The 24,676-nt window shown below is 72.5% G+C and carries 27 protein-coding genes and 1 riboswitch; of the genes, 10 read left to right on the top strand and 17 right to left on the bottom strand.

The window, feature by feature from the left end:
- Nucleotides 1–35: 35 nt before the first annotated feature.
- The 4 genes from thiE to ACZ4E1_RS01760 form a co-directional block, all read right to left on the bottom strand.
- Nucleotides 36–683 carry a thiamine phosphate synthase gene (gene thiE / locus ACZ4E1_RS01775; RefSeq protein WP_467534836.1) on the bottom strand — a complete coding sequence of 216 codons (648 nt, stop codon included), beginning with the start codon at nt 681–683 and terminating at the stop codon, nt 36–38.
- 73 nt (nt 684–756) lie between these two features.
- Entirely contained in the window at nt 757–1,122 is a 366-nt protein-coding gene (locus ACZ4E1_RS01770) for an Rv2175c family DNA-binding protein (RefSeq protein ID WP_467534834.1), read from the bottom strand.
- A gap of 58 nt (nt 1,123–1,180) precedes the next feature.
- Entirely contained in the window at nt 1,181–2,413 is a 1,233-nt protein-coding gene (locus tag ACZ4E1_RS01765) for an NAD(P)/FAD-dependent oxidoreductase (RefSeq protein WP_467534833.1), read from the bottom strand.
- 142 nt (nt 2,414–2,555) lie between these two features.
- Nucleotides 2,556–2,912, bottom strand: a complete 357-nt coding sequence (locus ACZ4E1_RS01760) for an avidin-fold protein (protein WP_467534831.1) — start codon at nt 2,910–2,912, stop codon at nt 2,556–2,558.
- 51 nt (nt 2,913–2,963) lie between these two features.
- A riboswitch (TPP riboswitch) is annotated at nt 2,964–3,077 on the top strand.
- On the opposite strand from ACZ4E1_RS01760, the gene thiO reads away from it, so the two are divergent.
- The 5 genes from thiO to ACZ4E1_RS01735 all read left to right on the top strand — a co-directional run bounded on the left by thiO (nt 3,075) and on the right by ACZ4E1_RS01735 (nt 8,281).
- The gene (thiO, locus tag ACZ4E1_RS01755; RefSeq protein WP_467534830.1) at nt 3,075–4,262 is read left to right on the top strand and encodes a glycine oxidase ThiO; all 1,188 of its coding nucleotides are present in this window, start codon (nt 3,075–3,077) and stop codon (nt 4,260–4,262) included. Its footprint overlaps the riboswitch before it by 3 nt.
- Nucleotides 4,259–4,459 (top strand): sulfur carrier protein ThiS, encoded by a 201-nt coding sequence (gene thiS, locus ACZ4E1_RS01750; protein ID WP_188339388.1) that lies wholly within the window; start codon nt 4,259–4,261, stop codon nt 4,457–4,459. Before thiO ends, thiS begins: the two co-directional genes overlap by 4 nt.
- 5 nt (nt 4,460–4,464) lie before the next feature.
- Complete coding sequence (locus ACZ4E1_RS01745; RefSeq protein WP_399126845.1) at nt 4,465–5,259, top strand: thiazole synthase; 795 nt, start codon at nt 4,465–4,467, stop codon at nt 5,257–5,259.
- A gap of 83 nt (nt 5,260–5,342) precedes the next feature.
- Nucleotides 5,343–7,286, top strand: coding sequence for a Stk1 family PASTA domain-containing Ser/Thr kinase (gene pknB, locus ACZ4E1_RS01740; RefSeq protein WP_467534827.1), 1,944 nt, complete (start codon nt 5,343–5,345; stop codon nt 7,284–7,286).
- A gap of 113 nt (nt 7,287–7,399) precedes the next feature.
- On the top strand, nt 7,400–8,281 hold the full coding sequence (locus tag ACZ4E1_RS01735; protein ID WP_467535409.1) for a deoxyribonuclease IV: 882 nt from the start codon (nt 7,400–7,402) through the stop codon (nt 8,279–8,281).
- Nucleotides 8,282–8,304: 23 nt separating this feature from the next.
- Here the strand turns inward: ACZ4E1_RS01735 and ACZ4E1_RS01730 are convergent, their stop codons facing one another.
- Nucleotides 8,305–8,937 carry a sulfite oxidase-like oxidoreductase gene (locus ACZ4E1_RS01730; RefSeq protein ID WP_467534826.1) on the bottom strand — a complete coding sequence of 211 codons (633 nt, stop codon included), beginning with the start codon at nt 8,935–8,937 and terminating at the stop codon, nt 8,305–8,307.
- Between the two features lie 174 nt (nt 8,938–9,111).
- On the opposite strand from ACZ4E1_RS01730, the gene bfr reads away from it, so the two are divergent.
- On the top strand, nt 9,112–9,591 hold the full coding sequence (bfr, locus tag ACZ4E1_RS01725) for a bacterioferritin (RefSeq protein ID WP_188339383.1): 480 nt from the start codon (nt 9,112–9,114) through the stop codon (nt 9,589–9,591).
- 14 nt (nt 9,592–9,605) lie between these two features.
- Here the strand turns inward: bfr and ACZ4E1_RS01720 are convergent, their stop codons facing one another.
- Both ACZ4E1_RS01720 and ACZ4E1_RS01715 read right to left on the bottom strand, forming a co-directional pair.
- Nucleotides 9,606–9,845 (bottom strand): (2Fe-2S)-binding protein, encoded by a 240-nt coding sequence (locus ACZ4E1_RS01720; protein WP_467534823.1) that lies wholly within the window; start codon nt 9,843–9,845, stop codon nt 9,606–9,608.
- A gap of 154 nt (nt 9,846–9,999) precedes the next feature.
- Complete coding sequence (locus ACZ4E1_RS01715; protein ID WP_467534821.1) at nt 10,000–11,352, bottom strand: class II 3-deoxy-7-phosphoheptulonate synthase; 1,353 nt, start codon at nt 11,350–11,352, stop codon at nt 10,000–10,002.
- A 272-nt stretch (nt 11,353–11,624) separates the two neighbouring features.
- Here ACZ4E1_RS01715 and ACZ4E1_RS01710 point away from each other — a divergent pair, with 272 nt between their 5' ends.
- Entirely contained in the window at nt 11,625–13,508 is a 1,884-nt protein-coding gene (locus tag ACZ4E1_RS01710; protein ID WP_467534819.1) for an anthranilate synthase family protein, read from the top strand.
- Here the strand turns inward: ACZ4E1_RS01710 and ACZ4E1_RS01705 are convergent.
- The 4 genes from ACZ4E1_RS01705 to ACZ4E1_RS01690 form a co-directional block, all read right to left on the bottom strand.
- A complete protein-coding gene (locus ACZ4E1_RS01705) occupies nt 13,457–14,467 on the bottom strand; it encodes a 2-hydroxyacid dehydrogenase (protein ID WP_467534817.1) in 1,011 nt (336 codons plus the stop codon). The two genes, ACZ4E1_RS01710 and ACZ4E1_RS01705, sit on opposite strands and share 52 nt — an antisense overlap.
- Before the next feature lie 62 nt (nt 14,468–14,529).
- Nucleotides 14,530–15,222 carry a response regulator gene (locus ACZ4E1_RS01700; protein WP_188339379.1) on the bottom strand — a complete coding sequence of 231 codons (693 nt, stop codon included), beginning with the start codon at nt 15,220–15,222 and terminating at the stop codon, nt 14,530–14,532.
- 41 nt (nt 15,223–15,263) lie between these two features.
- A complete protein-coding gene (macS, locus tag ACZ4E1_RS01695; protein WP_467534814.1) occupies nt 15,264–16,544 on the bottom strand; it encodes a MacS family sensor histidine kinase in 1,281 nt (426 codons plus the stop codon).
- A gap of 34 nt (nt 16,545–16,578) precedes the next feature.
- Entirely contained in the window at nt 16,579–17,328 is a 750-nt protein-coding gene (locus tag ACZ4E1_RS01690; protein ID WP_467535407.1) for a lysophospholipid acyltransferase family protein, read from the bottom strand.
- A gap of 226 nt (nt 17,329–17,554) precedes the next feature.
- Between ACZ4E1_RS01690 and ACZ4E1_RS01685 the strand changes: the two genes are divergently transcribed.
- Genes ACZ4E1_RS01685 through ACZ4E1_RS01675 form a run of 3 tightly spaced genes read left to right on the top strand, consistent with a single transcriptional unit; the run spans nt 17,555 to nt 19,699 of the window.
- Nucleotides 17,555–18,364 carry an alpha/beta hydrolase gene (locus ACZ4E1_RS01685; protein ID WP_467535405.1) on the top strand — a complete coding sequence of 270 codons (810 nt, stop codon included), beginning with the start codon at nt 17,555–17,557 and terminating at the stop codon, nt 18,362–18,364.
- Nucleotides 18,357–19,010 (top strand): hypothetical protein, encoded by a 654-nt coding sequence (locus ACZ4E1_RS01680; RefSeq protein WP_467534812.1) that lies wholly within the window; start codon nt 18,357–18,359, stop codon nt 19,008–19,010. Before ACZ4E1_RS01685 ends, ACZ4E1_RS01680 begins: the two co-directional genes overlap by 8 nt.
- Nucleotides 19,011–19,054: 44 nt before the next feature.
- Nucleotides 19,055–19,699, top strand: coding sequence for a dihydrofolate reductase family protein (locus ACZ4E1_RS01675; protein ID WP_467534810.1), 645 nt, complete (start codon nt 19,055–19,057; stop codon nt 19,697–19,699).
- On the opposite strand, the gene ACZ4E1_RS01670 is transcribed toward ACZ4E1_RS01675, so the two are convergent.
- The 6 genes from ACZ4E1_RS01670 to ACZ4E1_RS01645 all read right to left on the bottom strand — a co-directional run bounded on the left by ACZ4E1_RS01670 (nt 19,684) and on the right by ACZ4E1_RS01645 (nt 24,540).
- Nucleotides 19,684–20,469 (bottom strand): endonuclease/exonuclease/phosphatase family protein, encoded by a 786-nt coding sequence (locus ACZ4E1_RS01670; protein WP_467534808.1) that lies wholly within the window; start codon nt 20,467–20,469, stop codon nt 19,684–19,686. The genes ACZ4E1_RS01675 and ACZ4E1_RS01670 overlap by 16 nt on opposite strands.
- 69 nt (nt 20,470–20,538) lie before the next feature.
- Complete coding sequence (locus ACZ4E1_RS01665; RefSeq protein ID WP_188339375.1) at nt 20,539–21,492, bottom strand: ROK family glucokinase; 954 nt, start codon at nt 21,490–21,492, stop codon at nt 20,539–20,541.
- 53 nt (nt 21,493–21,545) lie between these two features.
- A complete protein-coding gene (locus tag ACZ4E1_RS01660; protein WP_467534805.1) occupies nt 21,546–22,016 on the bottom strand; it encodes a DUF5304 domain-containing protein in 471 nt (156 codons plus the stop codon).
- A 68-nt stretch (nt 22,017–22,084) separates the two neighbouring features.
- Entirely contained in the window at nt 22,085–23,179 is a 1,095-nt protein-coding gene (locus ACZ4E1_RS01655; RefSeq protein WP_467534803.1) for an ArsA family ATPase, read from the bottom strand.
- Nucleotides 23,180–23,239: 60 nt separating this feature from the next.
- Nucleotides 23,240–23,677 (bottom strand): SRPBCC family protein, encoded by a 438-nt coding sequence (locus tag ACZ4E1_RS01650; protein WP_467534801.1) that lies wholly within the window; start codon nt 23,675–23,677, stop codon nt 23,240–23,242.
- A 101-nt stretch (nt 23,678–23,778) separates the two neighbouring features.
- The gene (locus tag ACZ4E1_RS01645; protein ID WP_467534799.1) at nt 23,779–24,540 is read right to left on the bottom strand and encodes a metallophosphoesterase family protein; all 762 of its coding nucleotides are present in this window, start codon (nt 24,538–24,540) and stop codon (nt 23,779–23,781) included.
- Nucleotides 24,541–24,676 lie beyond the last annotated feature (136 nt).

Below are 24,676 nucleotides of genomic sequence, written 5' to 3'. Positions count from 1 at the left end.
GGACACGGGTGCTGTCCTCGCTGGTCAGCGACCGGTCACAGGGACCGAAGACGCTTGGCGAACTCGGCCGCCGCGGCGCCCGGATCGTCGGCCTCGGTGATCGCGCGGACGACGACGACCCGGCGGGCGCCCGCGTCCAGGACCTCGTCCAGATTCGTCAGGTCGATGCCGCCGATGGCGAACCAGGGGCGGTCGGTGCCGAGCGCGGCGGTGTGGCGCACCAGGTCGAGGCCCGGCGCGTACCGGCCGGGCTTGGTGGGGGTGGGCCAGCAGGGGCCGGTGCAGAAGTAGTCGACGCCCGGCTCGACGGCGGCAGCGTCGGCCTCCGCGTCGGAGTGGGTCGAGCGGCCGATGAGCACGTCGTCGCCGATGATCGCGCGGGCGGCGGGCACGGGCAGGTCGCCCTGGCCCAGGTGCAGCACGTCGGAGGCGCTCGCGTGGGCGACGTCCGCCCGGTCGTTCACCGCGAAGAGCTTGCCGTGGCGGCGGGCGGCCTCGGCGAACACCGCGAGGTGCTCCAGCTCCTCGCCGGCCTCCATGCCCTTGTCACGCAGCTGCACGATGTCGACGCCGCCGGCCAGCACGGCGTCCAGGAACTCCGGCAGGTCGCCCTGGCGCCTGCGCGCGTCGGTGCACAGGTAGAGCCGCGCGTCGGCGAGCAGGTCACGCTTCGGGTCGGCCATGGGAATCCCCCGTCGATGGGCACCGGTGTGCGCGGCCCCGGCCGGGGCCGCGCACACCGCTCGGTTGTCAGGTTCAGACGGCGAGCGCCTGGGCGCGGCGCTTCACCTCCGTGCCGCGATTCTCGCTCAGGGCCTGCGCGGGCGTGCCCGGCAGGGTCGCGTCGGGGGTGAAGAGCCATTCCAGCATCTCTTCGTCGGAGAAGCCGTCGTCCCGCAGGAGCGTCAGGGTCCCGGTCAGGCCCTTGACGATCTTGTCGTCGTCGATGAAGGCGGCGGGCACGTGCAGGGCCCGGTTCTCACCGCGGCGTACGGCGATGAGCTGACCCTCCTTCACCCACTGCCGCACACGCGTCACCTCGACGCCGGTCTGTTCGGCGATGTCGGGGAGGGTGAGCCAGTCGGGGACGAGAGCATCGATCTTTGCGTCAATCTCGGTCACAGGACAAGCCTGCCATCCCGGACTGACAGTCGGAAGCCGGGCCCGCCCGACCAGGTGTTCAGGCCGCGGCGGACTTCAGCGGACGGGCCGGGTCGGCGAGCAGCGCCGGGTCGAGCACGGTGCCCGCCTCGATGAGCTTGCGGCCCTGGGCGAGGTCGCGGGGCTTGCCCACGGCCAGGACGGCGACCAGGGCGCCCTCGCGCAGCCAGCACACCGACCAGGCGGCGCCGGCCGGGTCGCCGCGCCACACGGTGGTGTCGGCGGCGTCGTGGTGGCCCGCGTACTGGACGAAGCGGCCGAACTGCTCGGACCAGAAGTAGGGCACCGGGTCGTAGACGGCCGGGGTGGTGCCGATGATGTTGGCCGCGACGGTGCGGGGGCCCTGGAGCGCGTTGTCCCAGTGGTGGACCATCAGGCGCTGTCCGTAGCGGGCGGACGGGAACGAGGAGCAGTCGCCGACCGCGTACACGTCCGGCACGGAGGTGCGCAGCCCCTCGTCGGCAACGACCTCGTGGTGCTCGCCCAGGACGAGGCCGGAGCCGTCGAGCCAGGCGGTGGCGGGGCGGGCGCCGATGCCGACGACGACGGCCCCGGCGGGCAGCCGCGTCCCGTCGTCGAGGACCACGACTCCGGGCTCGACGCGCTCCACGCGCGCGTGGGTGCGCAGTTCGGCGCCGGCGTCCGCGTACCAGGCGGCCATCGGGGCGGCGACCTCCGCGGGCAGCGCACCGGCCAGGGGGCGCTCGGCGGCCTCGACGACGGTGACCCGGCAGCCCGCGTCGCGCGCGGCGGTGGCGAACTCGGCGCCGATCCAGCCGGCGCCGACGACGACCACGTCGTGCTGCTCGACGAGGACGGGCCGCAGCCGCTCGGCGTCGTCGAGGGTGCGCAGCAGGTGAACGCCGGGGACGCCGCCGGCGCCCGGGAGGCGGATCGGTTCGGCACCCGTCGCGACGACCAGGGCGTCGTACGGGACGGGGCCTGCGGCGGTGTCGAGCTCGTGGTCGGCGGGGCGCAGGCCGGTGACCTCGCGGCCCAGCTGCAGGGTGACGCCGAGGGCCTCGAAGTCGACGTCGAAGGCGGAGCCCTCGGCCTTGCCGAGCAGGACGGCCTTGGAGAGCGGCGGCCGGTCGTAGGGCTGGTGGGGTTCGGCGCCGATCAGCGTGACCGCCCCGGTGAAGCCCTGCTCGCGCAGCGCCACCGCCGTCTGCACGCCGGCCATGCCCGCGCCGACCACGACGACGTGCCGGTCGCCCGGGGGCGTCTCGTTCCCGCTCTCCTGATCGCTCACAAGGTCACCTTAGGCACCCGTGCGGGCATGGGTCAGCGGCCCGGGCCACTCGCGTTCCGTGACGTCCTGCACACGTGTCACCGGTTTAGCGATCAACGCCCCGCGATCATCCCCGCGGCCATCCCCGTGACGACCCCCGCGATCACTCCCGCGCGGCGGGCGCGGCGATCTCCTCGACGACGCTCGTGCCGCTCCCCTCCTGCGACTCCCACTCCCAGGTCTCGTCGAGCCGGACCCGCCCGTCGGGCCGTTCGGAGACGGTGGAGACGCAGTGCCCCGAGGACGTCGTCCCGTCGGTCTTCAGCTGGACGTAGCGGAAGTCGAGCCGGTCGCCCGCGCGGGTGCCCACGAGGTGGCCGCGCACGATGTCGCCGCCTTCGTAGGAGGCCCATATGCGGCCCTCCTCCTCCCTGTAGGCGAAGCGGGTGCGGGTGCCGACCTGACCGGGGGCCTGGTCGGTCACGGGGGCGAGGAAGAGTCCGTCGAGGGATCGGGCCACGGGCTGGGCTCCCTTACTGGGTGGCGTGCCGAACGGCTAGGGTGGCCAACGTAAAGCACACGCGGGAGCCCGTACGCAGCGGGCTGAGAGGGAGGCTGGAGCGGCCTCCGACCGTACGAACCTGATCCGGGTCATGCCGGCGAAGGGAGGGGCTGGACGCCCATGTCGCGTACGCCACCTGTCAGCGGGTCCGCCATCGACGTCGTGGTCGTCGGGGGCGGGATCATCGGTCTGGTGACCGCGTGGAGGGCCGCGCAGCGCGGTCTGTCCGTCGCGGTCGTGGACCCCGAGCCGGGCGGCGGCGCCGCCCGGGTCGCGGCCGGGATGCTGGCCGCCGTCACCGAACTGCACTACGGCGAGGAGACGTTGCTCGCCCTGAACGTGGAGTCCGCGCGCCGCTATCCGGACTTCGCGGCCGAGCTGTCCGAGGCCACGGGCCACGATCTCGGCTACCGCGCGTGCGGCACGCTGGCCGTCGCGCTCGACGCCGACGACCGCTCGCACCTGCGGGAGCTGCACGCGCTGCAACTGCGCTCGGGCCTGGAGTCCGAGTGGCTGTCGGGCCGCGAGTGCCGCCGCCTGGAGCCGATGCTCGCGCCGGGCGTGCGCGGCGGCCTGCGGGTCGACGGCGACCACCAGATCGACCCGAGAAGGCTCGCGGGCGCCCTTGTGACGGCCTGCGAGCGCGCCGGCGTCGCCTTCCACCGGACGTGGGCCGAACGGCTCTCCGTCGTACGGGATCGGGCGCGCGGCGTCGCCCTCGCCGACGGCGGCGAGCTCGCCGCGGAGCAGGTCGTGCTGGCCGCCGGCAGCCTCAGCGGGCGCCTCGCGGGCGTCCCCGAGGCGCTGCTGCCACCGGTGCGCCCGGTCAAGGGCCAGGTACTGCGCCTGACCGTGCCCAAGGCCTACGCGCCGTTCCTGAGCCGCACGGTCCGCGCAGTCGTGCGCGGCGGCAATGTGTACCTGGTGCCGCGCGTCAACGGCGAACTGGTCGTCGGCGCCACCACCGAGGAGCTCGGCTGGGACACCACGGTCACCGCCGGCGGCGTCTACGAGCTGCTGCGCGACGCGCACGAGCTCGTGCCCGGCATCACCGAACTGCCGCTGACGGAGACGCGCGCGGGCCTGCGCCCCGGCTCCCCGGACAACGCGCCGATCCTCGGCCCGACGGCCCTGCCCGGCCTCCTTCTCGCCACCGGCCACTACCGCAACGGCGTGCTGCTGACCCCGGTCACCGGCGACGTCATGGCGCACACCCTGGCCACCGGTGAACTCCCGGACGAGGCACGTCCGTTCACCCCCCAGCGCTTCAGCACCACTTTCCCGGCCCTCTCGGAGCAGCCCGCATGAACGTGTCCGTGAACGGCGAGCCGCGCACCGTGGCCGCCGCGACCAAGCTCGACGAACTGGTGGCCACGCTGACCACCGCCCCCTCCGGCGTCGCCGCCGCCCTCAACGAGACCGTCGTCCCGCGCACGCAGTGGGCCGCGACCGCGCTCACCGAGGGCGACCGGGTCGAGGTCCTCACCGCGGTCCAGGGAGGCTGAGCGACATGGCGGACGACGCTCTCGTCCTCGGCGGCACGACGCTCTCCTCGCGTCTGATCATGGGCACGGGCGGCGCCCCGAGCCTCGACATCCTGGAGCGCTCCCTGGTCGCCTCCGGGACCGAGCTGACCACGGTCGCGATGCGCCGCGTGGACGCCTCCGTCCACGGCTCGGTTCTCTCCGTCCTGGAGAAGCTCGGCATCCAGGTGCTGCCCAACACGGCGGGCTGTTTCACCGCGGGCGAGGCCGTCCTGACGGCCCGCCTCGCGCGCGAGGCGCTCGGCACGGACCTGGTCAAGCTCGAGGTGATCGCCGACGAGCGCACCCTGCTGCCCGACCCGATCGAGCTGCTGGACGCGGCCGAGACGCTCGTGGACGACGGTTTCACCGTGCTCCCGTACACGAACGACGACCCCGTGCTCGCGCGCAAGCTGGAGGACGTGGGGTGCGCGGCGGTCATGCCGCTCGGCTCGCCGATCGGCTCCGGGCTCGGCATCCGCAACCCGCACAACTTCCAGCTGATCGTCGAGCACGCGCGCGTGCCGGTGATCCTGGACGCGGGCGCGGGCACGGCCTCCGACGTGGCGCTCGCCATGGAGCTGGGCTGCGCCGGTGTGATGCTCGCCTCCGCGGTGACCCGCGCGCAGGAGCCGGTGCTGATGGCCGAGGGCATGCGGCACGCGGTGGAGGCGGGCCGCCTCGCCCGCCGCGCGGGCCGCATTCCCAGGCGGCACTTCGCCGAGGCGTCCTCGCCGACGGACGGGATGGCCCGCCTGGACCCGGAGCGCCCGGCCTTCTGAGCGGGTCGCACAGGGTCACAGGTCTGCTGCAGTACCTCCCGGGCGGGCCGGGCCTGTCGGTCACTCCTCGTACACTCGCCTGCGTGGACACGACCCTTCAGGACCCGCTGCTCGGGCAGGTGCTCGACGGCCGGTACCGCGTCGACGCACGGATCGCGGTCGGCGGGATGGCCACGGTCTACCGGGCCGTGGACACCCGCCTCGACCGCGTGCTCGCGCTCAAGGTGATGCACCCCTCGCTGGCGGCCGACGCCTCGTTCGTCGACCGCTTCATCCGCGAGGCCAAGTCCGTCGCCCGCCTCTCGCACCCGAACGTGGTGGGGGTGTACGACCAGGGCACCGACGGCGCGTACGTGTATCTGGCGATGGAGTACATCGCGGGGTGCACGCTGCGTGACGTGCTGCGCGAGCGCGGGGCGCTGCGCCCGCGGGCCGCGCTGGACATCCTGGAGCCGGTGCTCGCCGCGCTCGGGGCGGCGCACCGCGCGGGTTTCGTGCACCGCGACATGAAGCCGGAGAACGTCCTGATAGGGGACGACGGCCGGGTCAAGGTGGCGGACTTCGGTCTGGTCCGCGCGGTGGACACGGTGACGAACACGACGGGCGCGGTGCTCGGCACGGTCTCGTACCTGGCGCCGGAGCAGATCGAGGACGGCACGGCGACGCCGAGCGTGGACGTGTACGCGTGCGGTGTCGTCTTCTACGAGATGCTGACCGGCGGCAAGCCGCACTCCGGGGACACCCCGGCCCAGATCCTCTACAAGCACCTGAACGAGGACGTGCCGCCGCCCTCGGCCGCCGTCCCGGGCCTGCCGTACGCGCTGGACGAGCTGGTGGCGTCGGCCACGGCCCGCAACCCCGAGGTCCGGCCGCCGGACGCCGTGGCGCTGCTGTCGCAGACCAGGGAGGCGCGGGCGACGCTGTCCGACGCCGAGCTCGACGCGGTGCCGCCGCAGGCGCGGGAGGCCGACCACGCGGGCGCGGACGACCGGACGAGCGTGATCCCGCGCGCGGTGCGCACCGCCGGGGTGCAGATGTCGCTGCCGGCCGAGCCGGACCAGGACGCCCTGCACCGGACGAGCCGACTGGAGACCCCGCCGCCCGCCGCCCCGCCCGTGCCCCACGGCACGGGCCGCGGCCGGGCCCCGCGCCGCGGCCTGTTCGCGGTCGTCGCGGCGGTCCTGCTGGTGCTCGGCGTCGGCGCGGGCGTCTGGTACATCAACTCGGGCCAGTTCACGAAGGTCCCGGCGCTGCTCACCAAGACGGAGGCGCAGGCCGAGAAGCGGCTCGACGCGGCCGGTCTCCAGGCGGGCACGACCCGGTACGCGTACAGCGGCACGTACGAGCGCGGCACGGTCATGGCGACGGATCCGAAGTCCGGTGCGCAGATCCGTGACGACGGCACGGTGACGCTGACCGTGTCGAAGGGCCCGAAGACCGTGAAGGTGCCCGACCTGAAGGGCACCTCTCTCCCGACGGCGAAGAGCGACCTGAAGCACCGGGGTCTGTCCCCGGGCATGGTCACCGAGCAGTTCAGCGAGGAGATCCCGAAGGGCTCCGTGATCAGCACGGACCCGGCGGCGGGCACGACGCGCGACTCCGGCACCGCGGTGGCCCTCGTGGTCTCCAAGGGTTCGCCGGTCGACGTCCCGGACGTCACGGGGCAGTCGGAGCAGGACGCGGTCGCCGCGCTGGAGGAGCTCGGGCTCAAGGCGAAGATCGAGCCGCAGCGGGTCGAGTCGCAGACCGACAAGGGTTCCGTGGCCGCGCAGTCCCCCGAGCACGGGCGGCTGGCCGAGGGCGACACGGTGTCCCTGACGATCTCCAAGGGTCCGCCCATGATCGAGGTCCCGGACGTCACGGGCCTGAAGGTCGACGAGGCGCACGCCAAGCTGGAGGGTGCCGGCTTCCAGGTCGACGAGGACCGCGGCATCCTCGGTCTGTTCGGCGACACCGTGAAGAGCCAGTCGGTCGAGGGCGGGGACACGGCGCCGAAGGGCTCCGAGATCACGATCACCATCCGCTGACCGGCACGATCGCCGTCCGCCGCCCCGCACGGTCCGCGGCCCGCTCCCGCCTCCTGGGAGCGGGCCGCGGACCGTGCGGGCGCGCATGACACCCTGGCCCGGTGAACAGCAGCATCCGCAATCCGATCGGCGGCCATGTGCCGGTGGCCGGGGGCCTCGCCTCCATAGGCCTGTCCTACGCCCGTGAGCTCGCCGCCGAGGCCGTCCAGGTCTTCGTCGCCAATCCGCGCGGCTGGGCCACTCCGCCCGGGAACCCGAAGCAGGACGAGACGTTCCGGGAGCGGTGCGCCGAGGACGGCGTCCCGGCGTACGTGCACGCGCCGTACCTGATCAACTTCGGCTCGCACACCGAGGCCACCGTCGACCGGTCCGTCGACTCGCTGCGGCACTCGCTGCGCCGGGCACGGGCCATCGGCGCGCTCGGTGTCGTGGTGCACACCGGGTCCGCGACCGGCGGGCGGGCGCGCGAGACGGCGCTGGCCCAGGTGCGCGAGCGGATGCTGCCGCTGCTCGACGAGCTGACCCACGACGACGACCCGTTCCTGCTCCTGGAGTCCACGGCCGGCCAGGGCTCCTCGCTCTGCTCGCGGACCTGGGACTTCGGGCCGTACTTCGACGCCCTGGACCGGCATCCGAAGCTGGGCGTCTGCCTGGACACCTGCCACATCTTCGCCGCGGGCCACGACCTGACGGGCCCCGCGGGCATGCGGCAGACCCTCGACCTGCTGGTGGAGACGGTCGGCGAGGGCCGCCTCAAGCTGATCCACGCCAACGACTCCAAGGACGTCGTCGGCGCCCACAAGGACCGTCACGAGAACATCGGCTCGGGCCACATCGGCGCCGATCCCTTCCGCGCCCTGATGGCACATCCGGCGACGGCGAACGTCCCGCTGATCATCGAGACACCGGGCGGCAAGGAGGGCCACGCCGCGGACGTGGCCCGGCTGAAGGAACTCCGGAAGGCTCCTGCGGGAGAAGATCACCCGAGGCGCTGAGGGACACCCCCGGGGCACACGCCCTAGAGCTCGGGACCTTCCCCGGGCTCTTCCTGGTAGGAGTAGCGCTGCTCGCGCCACGGATCCCCCACGTTGTGGTACCCGCGCTCCTCCCAGAAGCCGCGCCGGTCCGCCGTCATGTACTCGATGCCGCGGACCCACTTCGGGCCCTTCCACGCGTAGAGGTGCGGGACGACGAGCCGCAGCGGGAACCCGTGCTCGGCGGTGAGCAGTTCGCCGTCCTTGTGCGTGGCGAAGATGGTGCGGTCGGCGGCGAAGTCGGCCAGTCGCAGATTCGAACTGAATCCGTACTCGGCCCAGACCATCACGTGGGTGACGCCGGGGTCCGGCGGCGCGAGCTCCAGGATCGTGGAGGCGAGCACCCCGCCCCATTCGGCGCCGAGCATGCTGAACTTCGTGACGCAGTGCAGGTCGCCGACGACGGTCGTGTACGGGAGGGCCGAGAACTCCTCGTGGTTCCAGCAGCGCTTCTCACCGTCGACGGTGGTCCCGAAGACCCTGAACTCCCAGCGCTCGGGGCGGAACTTGGGCACCGGCCCGTAATGCGTGACGGGCCAGCCGCGCTGCAGCCGCTGCCCCGGCGGAAGCTCCGGTTGCACAGCTCCCCCAGACTCGCTACCCACCGGATGACCCATGCCTCCATCCTGACAGACCCCGGGCAGTGGCCATGACCACGCGGGTCCCGGCGGGCCGCAGTCGATCATCGATTCGGACAACTCGCACTAAGCGTGCACTTACTGGACGCTTCTGGGCGGCGGTGCGAGGATGCGCGGACCTGTCCGGTCACCCTCTTGGAAGGAGCCTCTGCGATGCAGGGCGACCCCGAGGTCATCGAATTCCTCAACGAACAGCTGACGGCCGAGCTCACGGCCATCAACCAGTACTTCCTGCACGCCAAGATGCAGGAGAACTTCGGCTGGACGAAGCTCGCGAAGTACACGCGGTCCGAGTCGTTCGACGAGATGAAGCACGCGGAGGTGCTGACCGACCGGATCCTGTTCCTGGACGGGCTGCCCAACTACCAGCGACTGTTCCACGTACGGGTCGGCCAGTCGGTGATCGAGATGTTCCAGGCCGACCGGCAGATCGAGGTCGAGGCCATCGACCGCCTCAAGCGGGGCATCGAGGTGATGCGCGCAAAGGGCGACATCACGTCCGCGAACATCTTCGAGTCGATCCTCGAGGACGAGGAGCACCACATCGACTACCTGGACACGCAGCTGGAGCTGGTGGACAAGCTGGGTGAGGCGCTCTACATCGCGCAGCTCATCGAGCAGCCGGAGAGCTGAACCGGAAGGACGGTTCAGGCGGCTTCGGGGAGCCCGGCGGCCGACGCGAGCACCACGGCCGTCTCGCCCTGGTCGACGAGCTCGCGGCGGGGGCACGCGCCCCGGCCGAGCAGCGCCTGGATGCGGCGCACGCAGGAGCCGCAGTCGGTGCCGGCCTTGCAGGCCGACGCTATCTGGCGGGGGGTGCAGGCACCGTCCTCCGCGTGCTTCTTGACCTGCGCCTCGGTGACTCCGAAACAGTTGCAGACGTACACGCGGGTTCACCTCCCGGTCGGGACTCGTCGTGGTGCCGCCCCGATGACTCGGTGAGGCATACCTAACCTTACCCGGGCCGTCCGGAGTGCAAAAGTGCCGTGGGGCGCGGATCGATGTGATCCGCGCCCCACGGCACTTGGCGCGAGCGAATCCTCACTGGTCCCGGTACATCTCCGCCACCAGGAACGCCAGGTCCAGCGACTGGCTGCGGTTGAGACGCGGGTCGCAGGCCGTCTCGTAGCGCTGGTGCAGGTCGTCGACGAAGATCTCGTCGCCGCCGCCCACGCACTCGGTGACGTCGTCACCGGTGAGCTCGACGTGGATGCCGCCGGGGTGGGTGCCGAGCTCCTTGTGGACCTCGAAGAAGCCCTTGACCTCGTCGAGCACGTCGTCGAAGCGGCGGGTCTTGTGGCCCGAGGCCGCCTCGTACGTGTTGCCGTGCATCGGGTCGGTGATCCAGGCGACGGTCGCGCCGGACGCGGTGACCTTCTCGACCAGCTCCGGGAGCTTGTCGCGGACCTTGTCGGCGCCCATGCGGACGATGAAGGTCAGGCGGCCGGGCTCGCGGTCCGGGTCGAGACGCTCGACGTACTGCAGCGCCTCCTCGGCCGTCGTCGTCGGGCCGAGCTTGATGCCGATCGGGTTGCGGATCTTCGAGGCGAACTCGATGTGCGCGTGGTCGAGCTGGCGCGTGCGCTCACCGATCCACACCATGTGCGCGGACACGTCGTACAGGCTGCCCGTACGCGAGTCGACACGGGTCAGGGCCGACTCGTAGTCGAGCAGCAGCGCCTCGTGCGAGGAGTAGAACTCGACGGCCTGGAACTCGGCCGGGTCCGTGCCGCAGGCGCGCATGAAGTTCAGCGCGTTGTCGATCTCGCGGGCGAGCTGCTCGTAGCGCTGGCCCGAGGGGGACGACTTCACGAAGTCCTGGTTCCAGGCGTGCACCTGGCGCAGGTCGGCGTAGCCGCCGGTGGTGAAGGCGCGCACCAGGTTGAGCGTGGAGGCGGACGCGTTGTACATCCGCTTCAGGCGCTCGGGGTCCGGGATACGGGCGGCCTCGGTGAAGTCGAAGCCGTTGACGGAGTCGCCCCGGTAGGTCGGGAGCGTCACGCCGTCACGGGTCTCGGTGCCCTTGGAACGGGGCTTGGAGTACTGGCCGGCGATACGGCCGACCTTCACGACGGGCACGGAGGCCGCGTACGTGAGGACGGCGCTCATCTGCAGGAGGGTCTTGAGCTTCGCCCGGATGTGATCCGCGCTGACGGCGTCGAACGCCTCGGCGCAGTCGCCGCCCTGGAGGAGGAACGCCTCGCCACGGGCGACGGCTCCCATCCGGGCACGCAGCTGGTCGCACTCGCCGGCGAAGACCAGCGGCGGATAGGTCTCGAGCTCGGCGATCACATCGCGCAGAGCCTCGGCATCCGGGTACTCGGGCTGCTGCGCCGCGGGCAGGTCTCGCCAGGTGTTGCCAGCGCTTGCGCTGGTCTTAGCGTTCACGGTCACCTCGACAACATTACGGCCTCGGGCCCGTCGTCCATTCCGCCGCTCATTCTTTGAGACGGGTGTCCGAAGGGCTGATACGGTGACGTCCATGTTCGCGCAGCTCATGAACCGCACCTGGTGGTGGACCGCACATCCGGCGGCCCACTGACTGCGCGTATCCGAATCCGCGAAGGCCGCCCGAGGGGCGGCCTTCAGTGTTTTCCGACACCGACACCGGCTGTTCCTCCCGAATCCCCGCTCGATCCTCTCGAAGCGCTCCGGAAGGACCCACCGTGTTGCAGGACCTGCTCACCGACGACCGCCCCTTCGCCCTGCTCCGCCGCCGCACCCCCGGCCGCGACCACGATGTGGTCGAGGTCCTGATCGGCGAGGTCGGCACGTACGAGCGGCTGGCCGACATCCCCGAGGGCCTCGCGCTCGTCCCGTTCCGCCAGATCCGCGAGCGCGGCTTCGACGTCCGCGACGACGGCACCCCGCTGACCGTGCTGCGCCCCGAGGAGTCCTACGAGATCCCGCTCGCCGAGGCCCTCGACACGCTCCCCCGGCACGCCGTGGACGTGCGCGGCGGCGGCTTCGACGTGGACGACGACACGTACGCGGAGATCGTCGGGCGGGTGCTGCGCGAGGAGATCGGGCGGGGCGAGGGCGCGAACTTCGTCATCCGCCGGACGTACGAGGGGGAGATCCCCGGGTTCTCGCGGGCTGACGCGCTCGCCCTGTTCCGGCGGCTGCTGGACGGCGAGCGGGGCGCGTACTGGACGTTCGTCGTGCACACCGGGGACCGGACGCTGGTCGGGGCGAGTCCCGAGGTCCATGTGCGGATGTCCGGCGGCACGGTCGTGATGAACCCGATCAGCGGGACGTACCGCTATCCGGCCGGCGGTCCGACCCCGGACGACCTGCTGGAGTTCCTCGCCGACGGCAAGGAGATCGAGGAGCTGTCGATGGTCGTCGACGAGGAGCTCAAGATGATGTGCACCGTCGGCGACATGGGCGGCGTCGTCGTCGGCCCGCGCCTGAGGGAGATGGCGCATCTCGCCCACACGGAGTACGAGCTGCGCGGGAAGTCGACGCTCGACGTGCGGGACGTGCTCAAGGAGACGATGTTCGCGGCGACCGTCACCGGGTCGCCGGTGCAGAACGCCTGCCGGGTCATCGAGCGGTACGAGGCCGGGGGCCGCGGCTACTACGCGGGGGCGCTCGCGCTGGTCGGGCGGGACGCGGGCGGGGCGCAGACGCTCGACTCCCCCATCCTGATCCGCACCGCCGACATCGACGCCGCGACCGGGCGGCTGCGGGTGCCGGTCGGCGCGACGCTGGTGCGCGGCTCGGACCCGGCGGGCGAGGTCGCGGAGACGCACGCCAAGGCGGCCGGAGTGCTCGCGGCGCTGGGCGTACGGCCCGGACGGCCGCGTACGGAGAGCACGCGGCCCGCACTGGCCGACGACCCGCGCGTGCGGGCGGCGCTCGACGGGCGCCGGGCGGCCCTCGCGCCGTTCTGGCTGCGGATGCAGCAGCGGTCCGGGGAGCTGTCCGGGCACGCGCTGGTGGTCGACGGCGAGGACACGTTCACCGCGATGCTGGCGCACGTGCTGCGCTCGTCGGGGCTCGACGTGACGGTCCGGCGCTACGACGAGGAGGGGCTGCGGGAGGCGGTCCTCGCGCACGAGGGGCCGATCGTGCTGGGCCCCGGCCCGGGCGACCCCGCCGACCCGTCCGACCCGAAGATGCGTTTCCTGCGGTCGCTGGCCGCCGAGGTGATCCGCGACCACCCCTACGGCGTGCTCGGCGTCTGCCTCGGACACGAGCTGCTCGCGGTGGAACTGGGCCTGGACCTCGTGCGCAAGGAGGTGCCGTACCAGGGCGCCCAGGTCGAGGTGGACCTGTTCGGGCGGACCGAGACGGTCGGCTTCTACAACAGCTTCGTGGCCCGCTGCGACGACGAGGCGGCGCAGGAGCTGGCCGCGCACGGCGTGGAGGTCAGCCGGGACGCCCGTACGGGCGAGGTGCACGCGGTACGGGGTCCGGGCTTCGCGGGCGTGCAGTTCCACCCGGAGTCGGTGCTGTCGCTGCGCGGGGCGGGGATCGTGCGGGAACTGCTCGCTCAGGTGCTGGCGGGCACCAGCACGTTCTCGGAGCGGCGGCCGGCCCGGTAGTCCAGGACGTTGCGCACCGTGGTGTCGATGATCTGGCCGACGGCGTCCGCCGTGTAGTACGCCTGGTGGGACGTGACCAGCACGTTCGGGAACGTGACGAGGCGGGCCAAGGTGTCGTCCTCGACGACGTCGAGCGACTTGTCGAGGAAGAACAGGCCCGCCTCGGCCTCGTACACGTCGAGGCCGACGCCCGTGAAGCGGCCCTCACGCAGTTCGGCGACGAGGGCCTTGGAGTCGATCAGGCCGCCGCGGCTGGAGTTCACCAGGATCGCGTCGTCCTTCATGGTGCGCAGCGCGGCGGCGTCCACGATGTGCTCGGTGGCGGGGAGCAGGGGCACGTGCAGGCTGATCAGGTCGGCCTCGGCGAACAGCCGCTCCTTCTCCACGTACTTCATGCCGAGCTCCAGGCACTCCGGGTTCTCGGCTACGTCCCAGCCCAGCAGGTTCATGCCGAAGCCGTGGGCGATCCGGGTGAACGCAGCGCCGATCTTGCCGGTGCCGAGGACGCCGACGGTGCGGCCGCGCAGGTCGCGCCCCATGAGGCCGTCGAGCCGGAAGTCGAAGTCGCGGGTGCGGTTGCTGGCGCGGACGATGCGGCGGTTGACGGCCATCGCGAGGGTCCAGGCGAACTCGGCGACCGAGTACGGCGAGTAGGACGAGACCCGCGCGACCGTGAGGCCGAGCCGCTCGGCGACGCCCAGGTCGATGTTGTTGAAGCCCGTCGAGCGCTGGGCGATCATCTGCGTGCCGCCGGCCGCGAGGGTCTGCAGGACGTGGTTGTTGAGGTTCGCGTTGACGCTGGTGGAGATGATCTCGTAGCCCGCGGCGATGGGGGCGGTGTCCTCGTTGAGGAACACGTCCAGGCACCGGACCTCGTAGTGATCGTCCTGGTGGGCCTCGAACGCCTTCTCGATGAGGGGCTTTTCGTCGGATTGCACGCCGAACGCGAGGATCTCCATGGCTGGATCCTAGGGTCGCGGGGCCGCTTCGGCTCGGCGGGCGGCCGGAGCGGACCGCGGCGTCAGGCGTCGTCCAGGCCCCGCTCGATCGCGTAGCGCACGAGCTCGACCCTGTTGTGGAGCTGGAGCTTGCCCAGGGTGTTCTGGACGTGGTTCTGGACCGTGCGGTGGGAGATCACGAGGCGCTCGGCGATCTGCTTGTAGCTCAGGCCCTTGGCGACGAGCCGCAGCACCTCGGTCTCGCGCTCGGTGAGCTGCGGCGCCTTGGGCTCGTCGGCGCCCGCGGCGGGCGCCGGCTCGGAGGCGAGGCGGCGGTACTCGCCGAGGACGAGGCCCGCGAGGCCCGGCGTGAAGACCGGGTCGCCGACGGCGGTGCGCCGCACGGCGTCGACGAGCTCCTCGGTGGACGCCGACTTCAGCAGATAGCCGGTGGCGCCGGACTTGACCGCCTCCAGGACGTCCGCGTGCTCGCCGCTGGCGGACAGCACGAGGACCCGGAGCTTCGGGTCGGCGCCCACGAGCTCCTTGCAGACCTGGACGCCGGGCTTGGCCGGCAGGTTCAGGTCGAGGACGAGCACGTCGGGCCCGGCCGCGCGGGCGCGCCGCACCGCCTGCTCGCCGTCGCCCGCGGTGGCGACGACGTCGAAGCCGGACTCGGCCAGGTCGCGGGCGACGGCGTCGCGCCACATCGGGTGGTCGTCGACCACCATGACCTTGATCGCGGCCCCGTCCGCCTGGTTCTGCTCTTCGCTCATCGCTGCGGTCCTGCCTTCCCCCGTGACGTTCACGTTCCGGTTCACTTCTTCTTCGGTACGAGCTTTTTCGGTGCGAGCGTGTTCGGCGCGAGCAGCTCGGGCGGGAGCTGCTTCGGCACGGTCAGCTCGACCTCGGTGCCCTGGCCGGGGACCGAGATCAGTTCGGCGGTGCCGCCGATGTCGCGCAGCCGGCCGCGGATCGACTGGGCGACGCCGAGCCGCCCCTCGCCCTCGGCCTGCGCAAGCCGGCCCTCCGGGATGCCGGGGCCGTCGTCCCGCACGGTCACGACGACCGTGTCGGGCTCGTCCTCGACGAGGATCCAGGCGTGCGCGTCCTCACCGGCGTGCCGCCGCACATTGTCCAGGGCCGCGCTGACCGCCGCCGCCAGTTCGCGCGCGGCGGCCGGGGCCAGCAGGACCGGGGTGCCCGGCTCGGAGAACGTGACGCGGGCGCCCGCGTGCCCGGCGAGCAGCGGGCGCAGATCGCGGGGCTCCCCGGCGTCCTCGGCATCGGCGGGGTCGTCGAGGGCCCGGACGACGGCGCCCTGCGCGGCGTCCTCGGAGACCCGGGACGTGGGGGTCAGGCCGCCCGCGACGAGGGTGCGCAGCGCGATCTCCTGCTCCCCCGCGAGCCGGCCCAGCTCGGCGGCCTCGCCGCCCAGGGCCGAGCCCCGCCGCTGCACCATGGCGAGGACCTGGAGGACGCTGTCGTGGATGTCGCGGGCGAGGCGCTCGCGCTCGCGGGTCGCCGCCTCGATCTCCAGGGCGCGGGCGAGGGTGCGCTCCGAGGCGCGGGCCACCTCGACGACGTAGCCGATCGCTATCGAGGCGATGCAGACGAGCAGCACGTTGTGGATCGTGCTGCGGCTGAGGCCGCCGCGCTGGATCACGTTGGCCACGCCGATGAAGACGGACGCGAAGGCCGCCCAGCGCCAGCCGCCCTTGAGCGCCCAGGCGAGGACGGCGCCCGCCGTCCAGATCGAGGGCAGTGTGGAGCCGCCGGTGACCGCGCGGTCGTGCCCGGCGACCGGGGAGAGCAGGATGCCGACGACGGCGACGGTCAGGTCGGCCGTCAGGAAGCGCTTGGTGCAGCGCCGGGCGCCGGAGACCTGGGGCAGCGTCGCCAGCGTCCAGACGACCAGGACGACGAAGTAGCCGATGGCGACCCAGGGCCGCTCGTAGACCTCGTACGCGGAGGCGAAGAGCCCGATCGCGTACACCATGGTCAGGACGCGGTACCCCATGAGGGCGCGCCACAGCGGCTGCTCGACCGACATGCGGACGACGCGCTCGCGCCGGACCGTGTTCGCGCTGTTGCCCATCTCCCCCACCACTGTCCGAGAACGAACGACGCGGCTACGAGCCGTCCCGCTCCTTCTCGCGCTCCTTCTCCAGCGCCTTCTTGGCTTCCTTCTCGGCCTTCTCCGCGTCCGCGATCTGCCGCTTGGCGGCGGTCGCGTACATGTCGACGTACTCCTGGCCGGAGAGCTTCATGATCTCGTACATGACCTCGTCGGTGACCGCGCGCAGGACGAACCGGTCGCCCTCCATGCCCTGGTAGCGGCGGAAGTCGAGGGGCTTGCCGATGCGAATGCCGGGGCGCATGAGCTTGGGGAGGACCTTGCCCGGAGGCTGGATCTTCTCCGTGTCGATCATGGCGACGGGGATGACGGGCGCGCCGGTGGCGAGCGCCACGCGCGCGAGGCCGCCCGGCTTGCCCCGGTAGAGGCGGCCGTCGGGCGAGCGGGTGCCCTCGGGGTAGATGCCGAAGAGCTCGCCGCGCTCCAGGACCTCGATGCCGCTCTTGATGGCGGCCTCGCCGGCGCCGCGCGAACCGGAGCGGTCCACGGGCAGCTGGCCGACGCCCTTGAAGAAGGCCGCCGTGAGCTTGCCCTTCACACCGGGCGTCGTGAAGTACTCGGCCTTGGCGATGAAGGTGACCTTGCGGTCGAGGACGGCCGGCAGGAAGAACGAGTCCGAGAAGGACAGGTGGTTGCTGGCGAGGATCGCGGGGCCCTCGGCGGGGATGTTCTCCAGGCCCTCCACCCACGGCCGGAAACCGAGCTTCAGCGGCCCCCCGATGGCCACCTTCATTGCGCCGTAGATCAACCCACTGCCTTCCCTCGTTCCCGGACTCGTGCCGGATCGGCCCACGGATCAGTCCGAGATCAGTCCGAGGATCAGACCTTAACCCGCGAGGCCGCCCCGGACGCCGACGACCCTGGTCGGTGTCGGTCCGGTCGCGTACGGTGAAGTGCACGTCGTAGTGCGCGTACTCCACGCTGTGTCACCTCTCCCCGTTGTCACTCCTTCCATGAACAGGAGACCGAAGGTGCCGGTCCTCCCTGGAGCCGAGCCGTACCGCCACGAAGGCGGCGAGGTAGGCGTCCTCCTCTGTCACGGCTTCACCGGTTCCCCCCAGTCGATGCGTCCCTGGGCGGAGCATCTCGCCGAGCGCGGGCTGACCGTCTCGCTCCCGCTGCTGCCCGGGCACGGCACCCGCTGGGAGGACCTCGCGGTCACGGGCTGGCAGGACTGGTACGCGGAGGTGGACCGCGCCTTCGAGGAGCTGGCCGAGCGCTGCTCGCAGGTGTTCGTGTGCGGACTGTCGATGGGCGGCGCGCTGGCGCTGCGCCTGGCGGCCCGGCACGGGGACAGGGTGGCGGGCCTCGTCCTGGTCAATCCGGGGAACAAGGTGCACGGCGCGGCAGCGCACGCCCTCCCGATCGCCCGGCACCTGGTGCGCACGATCCCGGGCATCGCCTCGGACATCGCGAAGGAGGACTCGGTCGAGGTCGCCTACGACCGGGTCCCGCTGCACGCCGCCCACCAGCTGCGGAACTTCTTCCGGTTGGTCGACCGCGAGCTCCCGCAGGTCACGCAGCCGCTCATGGTGCTGCACAGCCCGCAGGACCATGTGGTGCCGCCCGCCGACTCGGCGCGGGTGCTCGGCCGGGTGTCCTCGCGCGACGTCACCGAGATCCTGCTGGAACAGAGCTACCACGTGGCGACGTTGGACCATGACGCGGACCGGATCTTCGAGGAGAGCGTCGCCTTCGTCGAGCGGCTCGCGGGCGGTGCCGACGACGGCTCCGGCACGGGTGCGGACACAGGTGTGGAAGGGACGGCCAGCGGTGGCTGAGCAGGAGCGGCGGGAGCCGGAGAGCCCCGACGGCGGCGAGAGCCGCGACTCCGGGGCGGCGGGTGGCGAGCAGCCGGCCCAGGACCCGGAGCGCGACCCGCTGCTGCCCGCCGACGAGGACGCCGCGTGGGCGGAGATCGTCGCCGGGTACGGGCAGGAGCCGCCGGACCCGCCGGGCGCGCGGCCGTTCAAGCCGATGAAGGACCTGCCCCTGCCCGACTTCGAGCCGAACGGGCGGGAGGACCGGCCCGAGGCCGAGGGCCGGGAGGACGAGGAGCGTGCCGCCAAGGGCCCGCTGGGTTCCTCGGTGTCCTTCGCCCCGGGCATCGCGGCGACCCCCGGCCCGCGCGACTACGCGACGGCCGAGCCGGCCGACGAGGACTTCGACGGCGACGACGAGGGCCACTTCGTGCCGCCGGAGCCGCCGCCGCTGCCGGAGGCCGACGTCACGTCGAAGTTCGCGTGGCTGGCGGTGGTCGGCGGCCCAGTGCTGCTCCTGCTGTCCGTGCTGCTCGGCTGGGACATGACCTGGTGGCTGGCGACGCTCTGCATCGGCGGGTTCCTGGGCGGTTTCGCCACGCTGGTGGCCCGGATGCAGCCGGGCGACGACGAGGACGACGACCCGGGGCGCGGCGCGGTCGTCTGACCCGGCGGCGATGAGTTCCCGGGCCGGCTCCGGTCTGTCCTGGTATGACACCACCGACGCCAGGACAGACGACACGTACCCGGGTCGTCGCCGACATCTCCGTCTCCGTCGACGGTTTCGTCACCGGACCGGACCCGAGTCCCGAGAGCGGTCTGGGCACGGGCGGCGACGCCCTGCACACCTGGGCCTTCTCCGAGGACCCGGACGACCGGCGGCTGCTGAGCGAGGCGACCGCGCGCTCGGGCGCCGTCGTCATGGGCCGCCGCCTCTTCGACACGGTCGACGGGCCGGGCGGCTGGAACGACGCGGTGGGCTACGGGGCCGGTGAGGTCGGCCGGCCCGCCTTCGTCGTGGTCACGGGCACACCGCCGGAGTCGGTGCGTCTGAAGAACCTCGACTGGACGTTCGTCACGACCGGCGTCGCCGACGCCGTGGCCGCCGCGCGGGCCCACGTCGAGGCGGTCGCGCGGGACACCGGGCGGGAGCTCGACGTGGTCCTGATGGGCGGCGCCGCGACGATCCGCTCGGCGCTGGACGCGGGGCTCGTGGACGTCCTGTCCCTGCACCTCGCGCCCGTGCTGCTCGGCGGCGGCACGCCCCTGTTCACGGGCGCGGTCCCGCGCCCGCTGGTGCGGCGGAGCGTGCTCGCCACCTCCACGGCGACCCACCTCGTCTACGAGGTCGGCTGAGCGCCTCCGCCGGCCGGCACCCGGAGCGCGGCGAGGACCGGCAGGTGGTCGGTCGCCGCGCGCAGGTCGCCGGGGTGGAGGAAGCCGGGGACGCCGCAGCCGAGGACCTCGATGCCCGGGGTGGTGAGGATGGCGTCGATGCGCTGGTGCGGGTCGTCCGGCGTCGAGGTGTACTCGCCGCCCCAGGGCCGGGTCGCCCAGGCGTCGTTCAGGGTCGCGGTCAGCCGGCGGAAGGTGCGCCCGCCGGGCCGTTCGTTGAGGTCGCCGCCCGCGACGGCGTGCTCGACGCCGAGCCCGGCGATCGCGTCGAGCAGCATGCCGCCCTGCGCGTACCGCTCGTCCTTCTGCAGGCTCAGATGGCAGCTGACCACGCCGAGGCGTGGGCCCCGCGCGCCGCCGAAGCGGACGACGGCGGTGGCGAGGCCGCGTCGGTGCAGGCCCGGGGTGAGCGGGAGCAGCACGTCCTCGGTGCGTTCGACGGTGGCGCGCAGGGAGCACAGGAGCGCGGGTCCGGCCGCGCTGCCGCCGCCGGAGAGGATGACGAGGTCGGCGGCGCGGGCGAGCCGGGCGAGCTTCTTGCGCCAGCGGAAGAAGCGGGGCGCCTCCTGGACGAGGACGAGGTCGGGGGCGCAGGCCCTGATGACCCGGGCGAGCGCGGCGGTGTCGTCGCGCAGGGAGCGGATGTTGTAGCTGAGGACGCGGATCACGACGGAACCGTCGGGTTCCGTACGGGAGTTGGGCAGCGGGCTGGTCGTGGCGTCGGTCGGCATGTGATCAAGATACGACGGTGCCCGCCGCTCCCAGGGGGAACGACGGGCACCGGCACGTACGCGGTCCGGTCACATGACCGGGTCGGGCTCCCGGGCCAGGTCGGCGGCGCCGACGAGGCCCGCCTTGTTGCCCAGTTGGGCGGCGATGACGTCGGCGACGGGCCGCCAGTTCCCGCCGACCAGCCAGCGCTTGTACGACTTGCGGATCGGGTCGAGGACCAGCTCGCCCTCGTCGGAGAGGCCGCCGCCGACGATGAACGCGGAGGGGTCGAAGAGGGAGGCCAGGTCGGCGAGGCCGGCGCCGGCCCAGCGGGCCAGCTCGCGGTACGAGTCGACGGCCACGGCGTCGCCCTGCCGGGCGGCCATGGAGATGTGCTTGCCCTCGATGCCGTCGGGGGTGCCGTCGCCGAGCGAGAGCAGGAACTCCGCGTTCTCCGGCGTGGCGTTGGCCCGCTGCTTCGCGTAGCGGACGAGGGCGCGGCCGGAGGCGTACTGCTCCCAGCAGCCCTGCGAGCCGCAGCCGCACAGCAGTCCGTCCGGCACCATGCGGATGTGGCCGAACTCGGCGGCGACGCCGAAGTGGCCGCGGCGCAGCTTGTTGCCGATGATGATGCCGCCGCCGAGGCCGGTGCCGAGGGTGATGCAGATGACGTTGCGGTGGCCCTTGCCGGCGCCGAACTTGTACTCGCCCCAGGCGGCCGCGTTCGCGTCGTTCTCGACCACGACCGGGAGGCCGACGCGCTCCTCGACCTTGGCCTTCAGGGGCTCCTGGCGCCAGTCGATGTTCGGCGCGAAGTACACGGTCGAGCGCTGGCGGTTGACGTATCCGGCGGCACCGATGCCCACGCCCACGATGTCGTGTCCGGCCCTGGCGCCTTCCACGGCCGAGGCGATGGCGTCGACGATCCCGTCCGGCGTGGAAGGCGTCGGCACCTTGAACGTGGAGAGGATGTTGCCGTCCTCGTCGACCACGCCGGCCGCGATCTTCGTGCCGCCGATGTCGACGCCGATGGTGAGTCCCATGAATCCCTCAGTTCGGTCGAGCCCCGCTAGGGCCCACCGTACCCGAGCCGGGTTCAGTCGAGGTCGATGTGTTCCCCGCCGGGGGCTTCGTCCCCGGGGCCCTTCTTCGCGGGGCCGCCCGGGGCCTTCGGCTCCTGGGTGCGCTGGGTCCAGCGGGCCTCCTGGCCCTCGACGGCGGACCGGTACGCGGCGAGCAGCTCGGAGCCCGCGGCGGCGAGGTGGTCGAACACGTCGGAGTTGCGCTCTATGACGGGCTCGACGACGGACCGTGCCTGCTTGACCACCTGCTTGACGGCCTGCTCGGCGGTGCCCTGCGCGACGGCGCCGAGGAAGGGGGCCTGGACCCCGGAGAGCTTGTCCGCGACGGCGTCGACGAGCTTCTTCAGCTCCTCGGCGGCGGTGCCGGGCTGGGGGCCCTGCTGGGCACGGCGGCGGGCCTTCTCCGCCGCGAGATCCTCGGCGCACGCCTTCTCCCAGGCGTCGGCGTCGACCTGGGGTGCGGGCTGCTCGGTGGCGTCGCTCATGGCGGCTGACTCCTGCGGAGAGCTGAGGTGGTGGTGTCTTCGACGGTACCCGAACGGAGCCGTGCGGTTCACGGGGTCCGGGGCCACAGCCCGGGATCCGGCGCGAACCGTACGCACAGCTCGCCGTCGACGAGTCCGGCGCCCGCGACCGTGCAGCGGCGGGGCGCGGAGGGCAGCGGCACGATGCGGCGGAACGGTCCGGCACCGACGACGAGTTCGTCGCCGCGCCGGATCAGGGTGAGCTCCTCGCGGACGGCGCCGGGCAGCGGGATCCGCCAGACCAGCACGCCGTCCTCGGCGATCCGGTCCTCGACGGGCCAGTCGGCGCGGGGCGCGGCCTCGCCGGGCGCCGGTACGTCGAGCCCGGCGTCGGCGTCGCGCCCCAGGTGCGGGATCTCGTGCGCGTCCGGCCACCCGGCGACGATCTTGCGCTGGTGGGCGGCGGCGTCGGCGAGCCAGGGGTCGGTGGAGCCGTCGGGCAGGAGGCGGTTGACGAGGACGGCCTCGACGGGCAGGCCGTGCAGGGCGAGTCCGGTGCGGGTGCGGCGGAGGCTCTCGGCGGCGGCCTTGGTGGGCTCGGCGACGAGCCGTACGGCGGTGCTGTCGGCGTCGATGACGGACTGGGCGGCGGCGAGCTCGGCGTCCCAGCGGGCGGCCGTCTCGTAGAGCCACTCCGCGGGCATCGGCACACCGGCGAGGCGGCCGAGCACGGGGCGCAGGGCGCGGGCCGCCTGGCGCTCCGCGGGCAGCAGGCGGCGCAGGTAGCGGCGCAGCTGCTCGGGCAGGGCCAGTACGGAGACGGCGCCCGGCCCGGCCGGGAGGTCGACGACGACCAGGTCGTACGGGCCGCCGGCGCTGTCGCGCAGGGCCCGCAGCAGTGCGAGCTCCTTGCTGCCCGGCAGCGGGGTCAGTTCGTCGGCGTCGAGCCGCGCGGCGCCGACCATGTCGAGCAGGCCGCCGGCCCGCTCCTGGAGAGCGAGCAGGTCGTCGCGGAACTCGTCGGCCGGTATGAGCCGCTTGATCTCGGCCCCGGGCACGTCCGGGACCTCGTCGCCGGTGACCAGCAGGACCCGCAGCCCGTCGCGCACGGCCCGTCGGACCGTACTGACAGCGACCGTGGTCCGCCCGGCCCCACCGGGCCCGGCAACAAGGAGAGTCCGCATGCCCGCGAGGCTACCCCGAGAAAGATCGCCCCCGAGCGGGCGTGCGACGGCGGTCGGCCGCTACTTGCCGCCCTCCACCCGCTTCTTCAGGCCGGCCAGCGCGCGGTCGATGATGACCTTCTCCGCCTTGCGCTTGATCATCCCGAGCATGGGGATCTTCACGTCGACCGTCAGGGAGTACGTGACCTCCGTACCGGCACCCGCGGCCCGGAGCACGTAGGACCCGTCCAGGGAGCGGAGCATCTGGGACTTCGCGAGCGTCCAGGACACCTCGTTCTCGCCCGTCCAGGTGTACGTGAGCGTCTGGTCGTCCTTGATCGCACCCGCGTCCATGACGAGCCGGACCTGCTCGGCGCGCCCGGAGTCGTCGGTCGCCAGGACCTCCGCCTCCTTCACCTCGCCCGTCCAGTCCGGATACCGCGCGAAGTCGGCGATCACGTCCATGACGTCGGCCGGCGCCGCCTCGATCGTGATGCTCGAACTGGTGTGTTCCGCCATCGCCGTGGCTCCTCCAGATAACGGTCAGGGGTCGGCCGTGCCAATGTGTGTGCGCGTGCAGGCTATCGCGCGCGGGCGGCCCCTCCGTCACCGCTCCGGCATCACCATTCGAGGGCCCAGGGCCGTCCGCCCCGCGCGAAGTGCCCGACGTTCACGCACTCGGTCGCGCCGATGCGCATGCGCCGGGTGAGCGGCTGGTGGACGTGGCCGAAGAGCGAGTACCGCGGCCGGGTCCTGCGGATGGCGTCGAGGAGCGCGCGGCTGCCCCGTTCGAAGCGGCGCGCGACCGTGTCGTAGACGAGCTCGGGGACCTCCGGCGGGATGTGCGTGCAGAGCACGTCGACCTCTCCGACGGCCTCGATCTTCGCCGCGTACTCCTCGTCGTCGACCTCGAACGGCGTCCGCATCGGGGTGCGCAGGCCGCCGCCGACGAAACCGAAGGTCCACCCGCCGATCTCGACCCGCTGCCCGTCGAGCACGGTCGTGCCCGGGCCCGCGTACTCGCTCCACAGCCCCGGGATGTCGACGTTGCCGTAGGTGGCGTACGTCGGAGTGGGGAACGCCGGGAACATCTCGGCGTACTGCTTGCGCACCGCCTTCTCGATCGCCGGGAAGCGGTCGACGCCGGCCCAGAGTTTCGCGCCGAAGGCGTGCGCCTCCTCGAAGCGGCGGGCGGTGCGCAGCTCGACGATGCGGTGCGCGTTCTCGACACCGAACAGATCGGGAAAAATGCCGCGTGAGTGATCCGCGTAGTCCAGGAAGAGGACCAGGTCGCCGAGACAGAGGAGGGCGTCGGCACCGTCTCCGGCTCGTGCGAGGTCGGTGGAGTTTCCGTGCACATCGCTGACCACATGTACGCGCATGCGATCACCCTAGGACGCCTGCCCTGAGGTGGGTAGAGGCCACCGGACCTGCGGCGACTTCCTGGTTCGCAAAGAGGTGGACTACCCTGCGGAAAGCACCGCCCCGACGTGTGACGCAGCGAACATCTGGCCTGGA

It is taken from the genome of Streptomyces sp. NPDC025806 (assembly GCF_055558275.1).
The sequence above is the reverse complement of the archived record's forward strand: the minus strand, read 5'-3'. Positions and strand labels throughout refer to the sequence as shown.

Coding starts and splice junctions, on each gene's coding strand:
- thiE (WP_467534836.1), bottom strand. CDS start 683: ATGGCCGACCCGAAGCGTGACCTGCTCGCCGACGCGCGGCTCTACCTG.
- thiO (WP_467534830.1), top strand. CDS start 3,075: ATGTCGCGTACGCCACCTGTCAGCGGGTCCGCCATCGACGTCGTGGTC.
- thiS (WP_188339388.1), top strand. CDS start 4,259: ATGAACGTGTCCGTGAACGGCGAGCCGCGCACCGTGGCCGCCGCGACC.
- ACZ4E1_RS01745 (WP_399126845.1), top strand. CDS start 4,465: ATGGCGGACGACGCTCTCGTCCTCGGCGGCACGACGCTCTCCTCGCGT.
- ACZ4E1_RS01730 (WP_467534826.1), bottom strand. CDS start 8,937: ATGGGTCATCCGGTGGGTAGCGAGTCTGGGGGAGCTGTGCAACCGGAG.
- bfr (WP_188339383.1), top strand. CDS start 9,112: ATGCAGGGCGACCCCGAGGTCATCGAATTCCTCAACGAACAGCTGACG.
- ACZ4E1_RS01705 (WP_467534817.1), bottom strand. CDS start 14,467: ATGGAGATCCTCGCGTTCGGCGTGCAATCCGACGAAAAGCCCCTCATC.
- ACZ4E1_RS01700 (WP_188339379.1), bottom strand. CDS start 15,222: ATGAGCGAAGAGCAGAACCAGGCGGACGGGGCCGCGATCAAGGTCATG.
- macS (WP_467534814.1), bottom strand. CDS start 16,544: ATGGGCAACAGCGCGAACACGGTCCGGCGCGAGCGCGTCGTCCGCATG.
- ACZ4E1_RS01675 (WP_467534810.1), top strand. CDS start 19,055: ATGACACCACCGACGCCAGGACAGACGACACGTACCCGGGTCGTCGCC.
- ACZ4E1_RS01670 (WP_467534808.1), bottom strand. CDS start 20,469: ATGCCGACCGACGCCACGACCAGCCCGCTGCCCAACTCCCGTACGGAA.
- ACZ4E1_RS01665 (WP_188339375.1), bottom strand. CDS start 21,492: ATGGGACTCACCATCGGCGTCGACATCGGCGGCACGAAGATCGCGGCC.
- ACZ4E1_RS01660 (WP_467534805.1), bottom strand. CDS start 22,016: ATGAGCGACGCCACCGAGCAGCCCGCACCCCAGGTCGACGCCGACGCC.
- ACZ4E1_RS01655 (WP_467534803.1), bottom strand. CDS start 23,179: ATGCGGACTCTCCTTGTTGCCGGGCCCGGTGGGGCCGGGCGGACCACG.
- ACZ4E1_RS01650 (WP_467534801.1), bottom strand. CDS start 23,677: ATGGCGGAACACACCAGTTCGAGCATCACGATCGAGGCGGCGCCGGCC.
- ACZ4E1_RS01645 (WP_467534799.1), bottom strand. CDS start 24,540: ATGCGCGTACATGTGGTCAGCGATGTGCACGGAAACTCCACCGACCTC.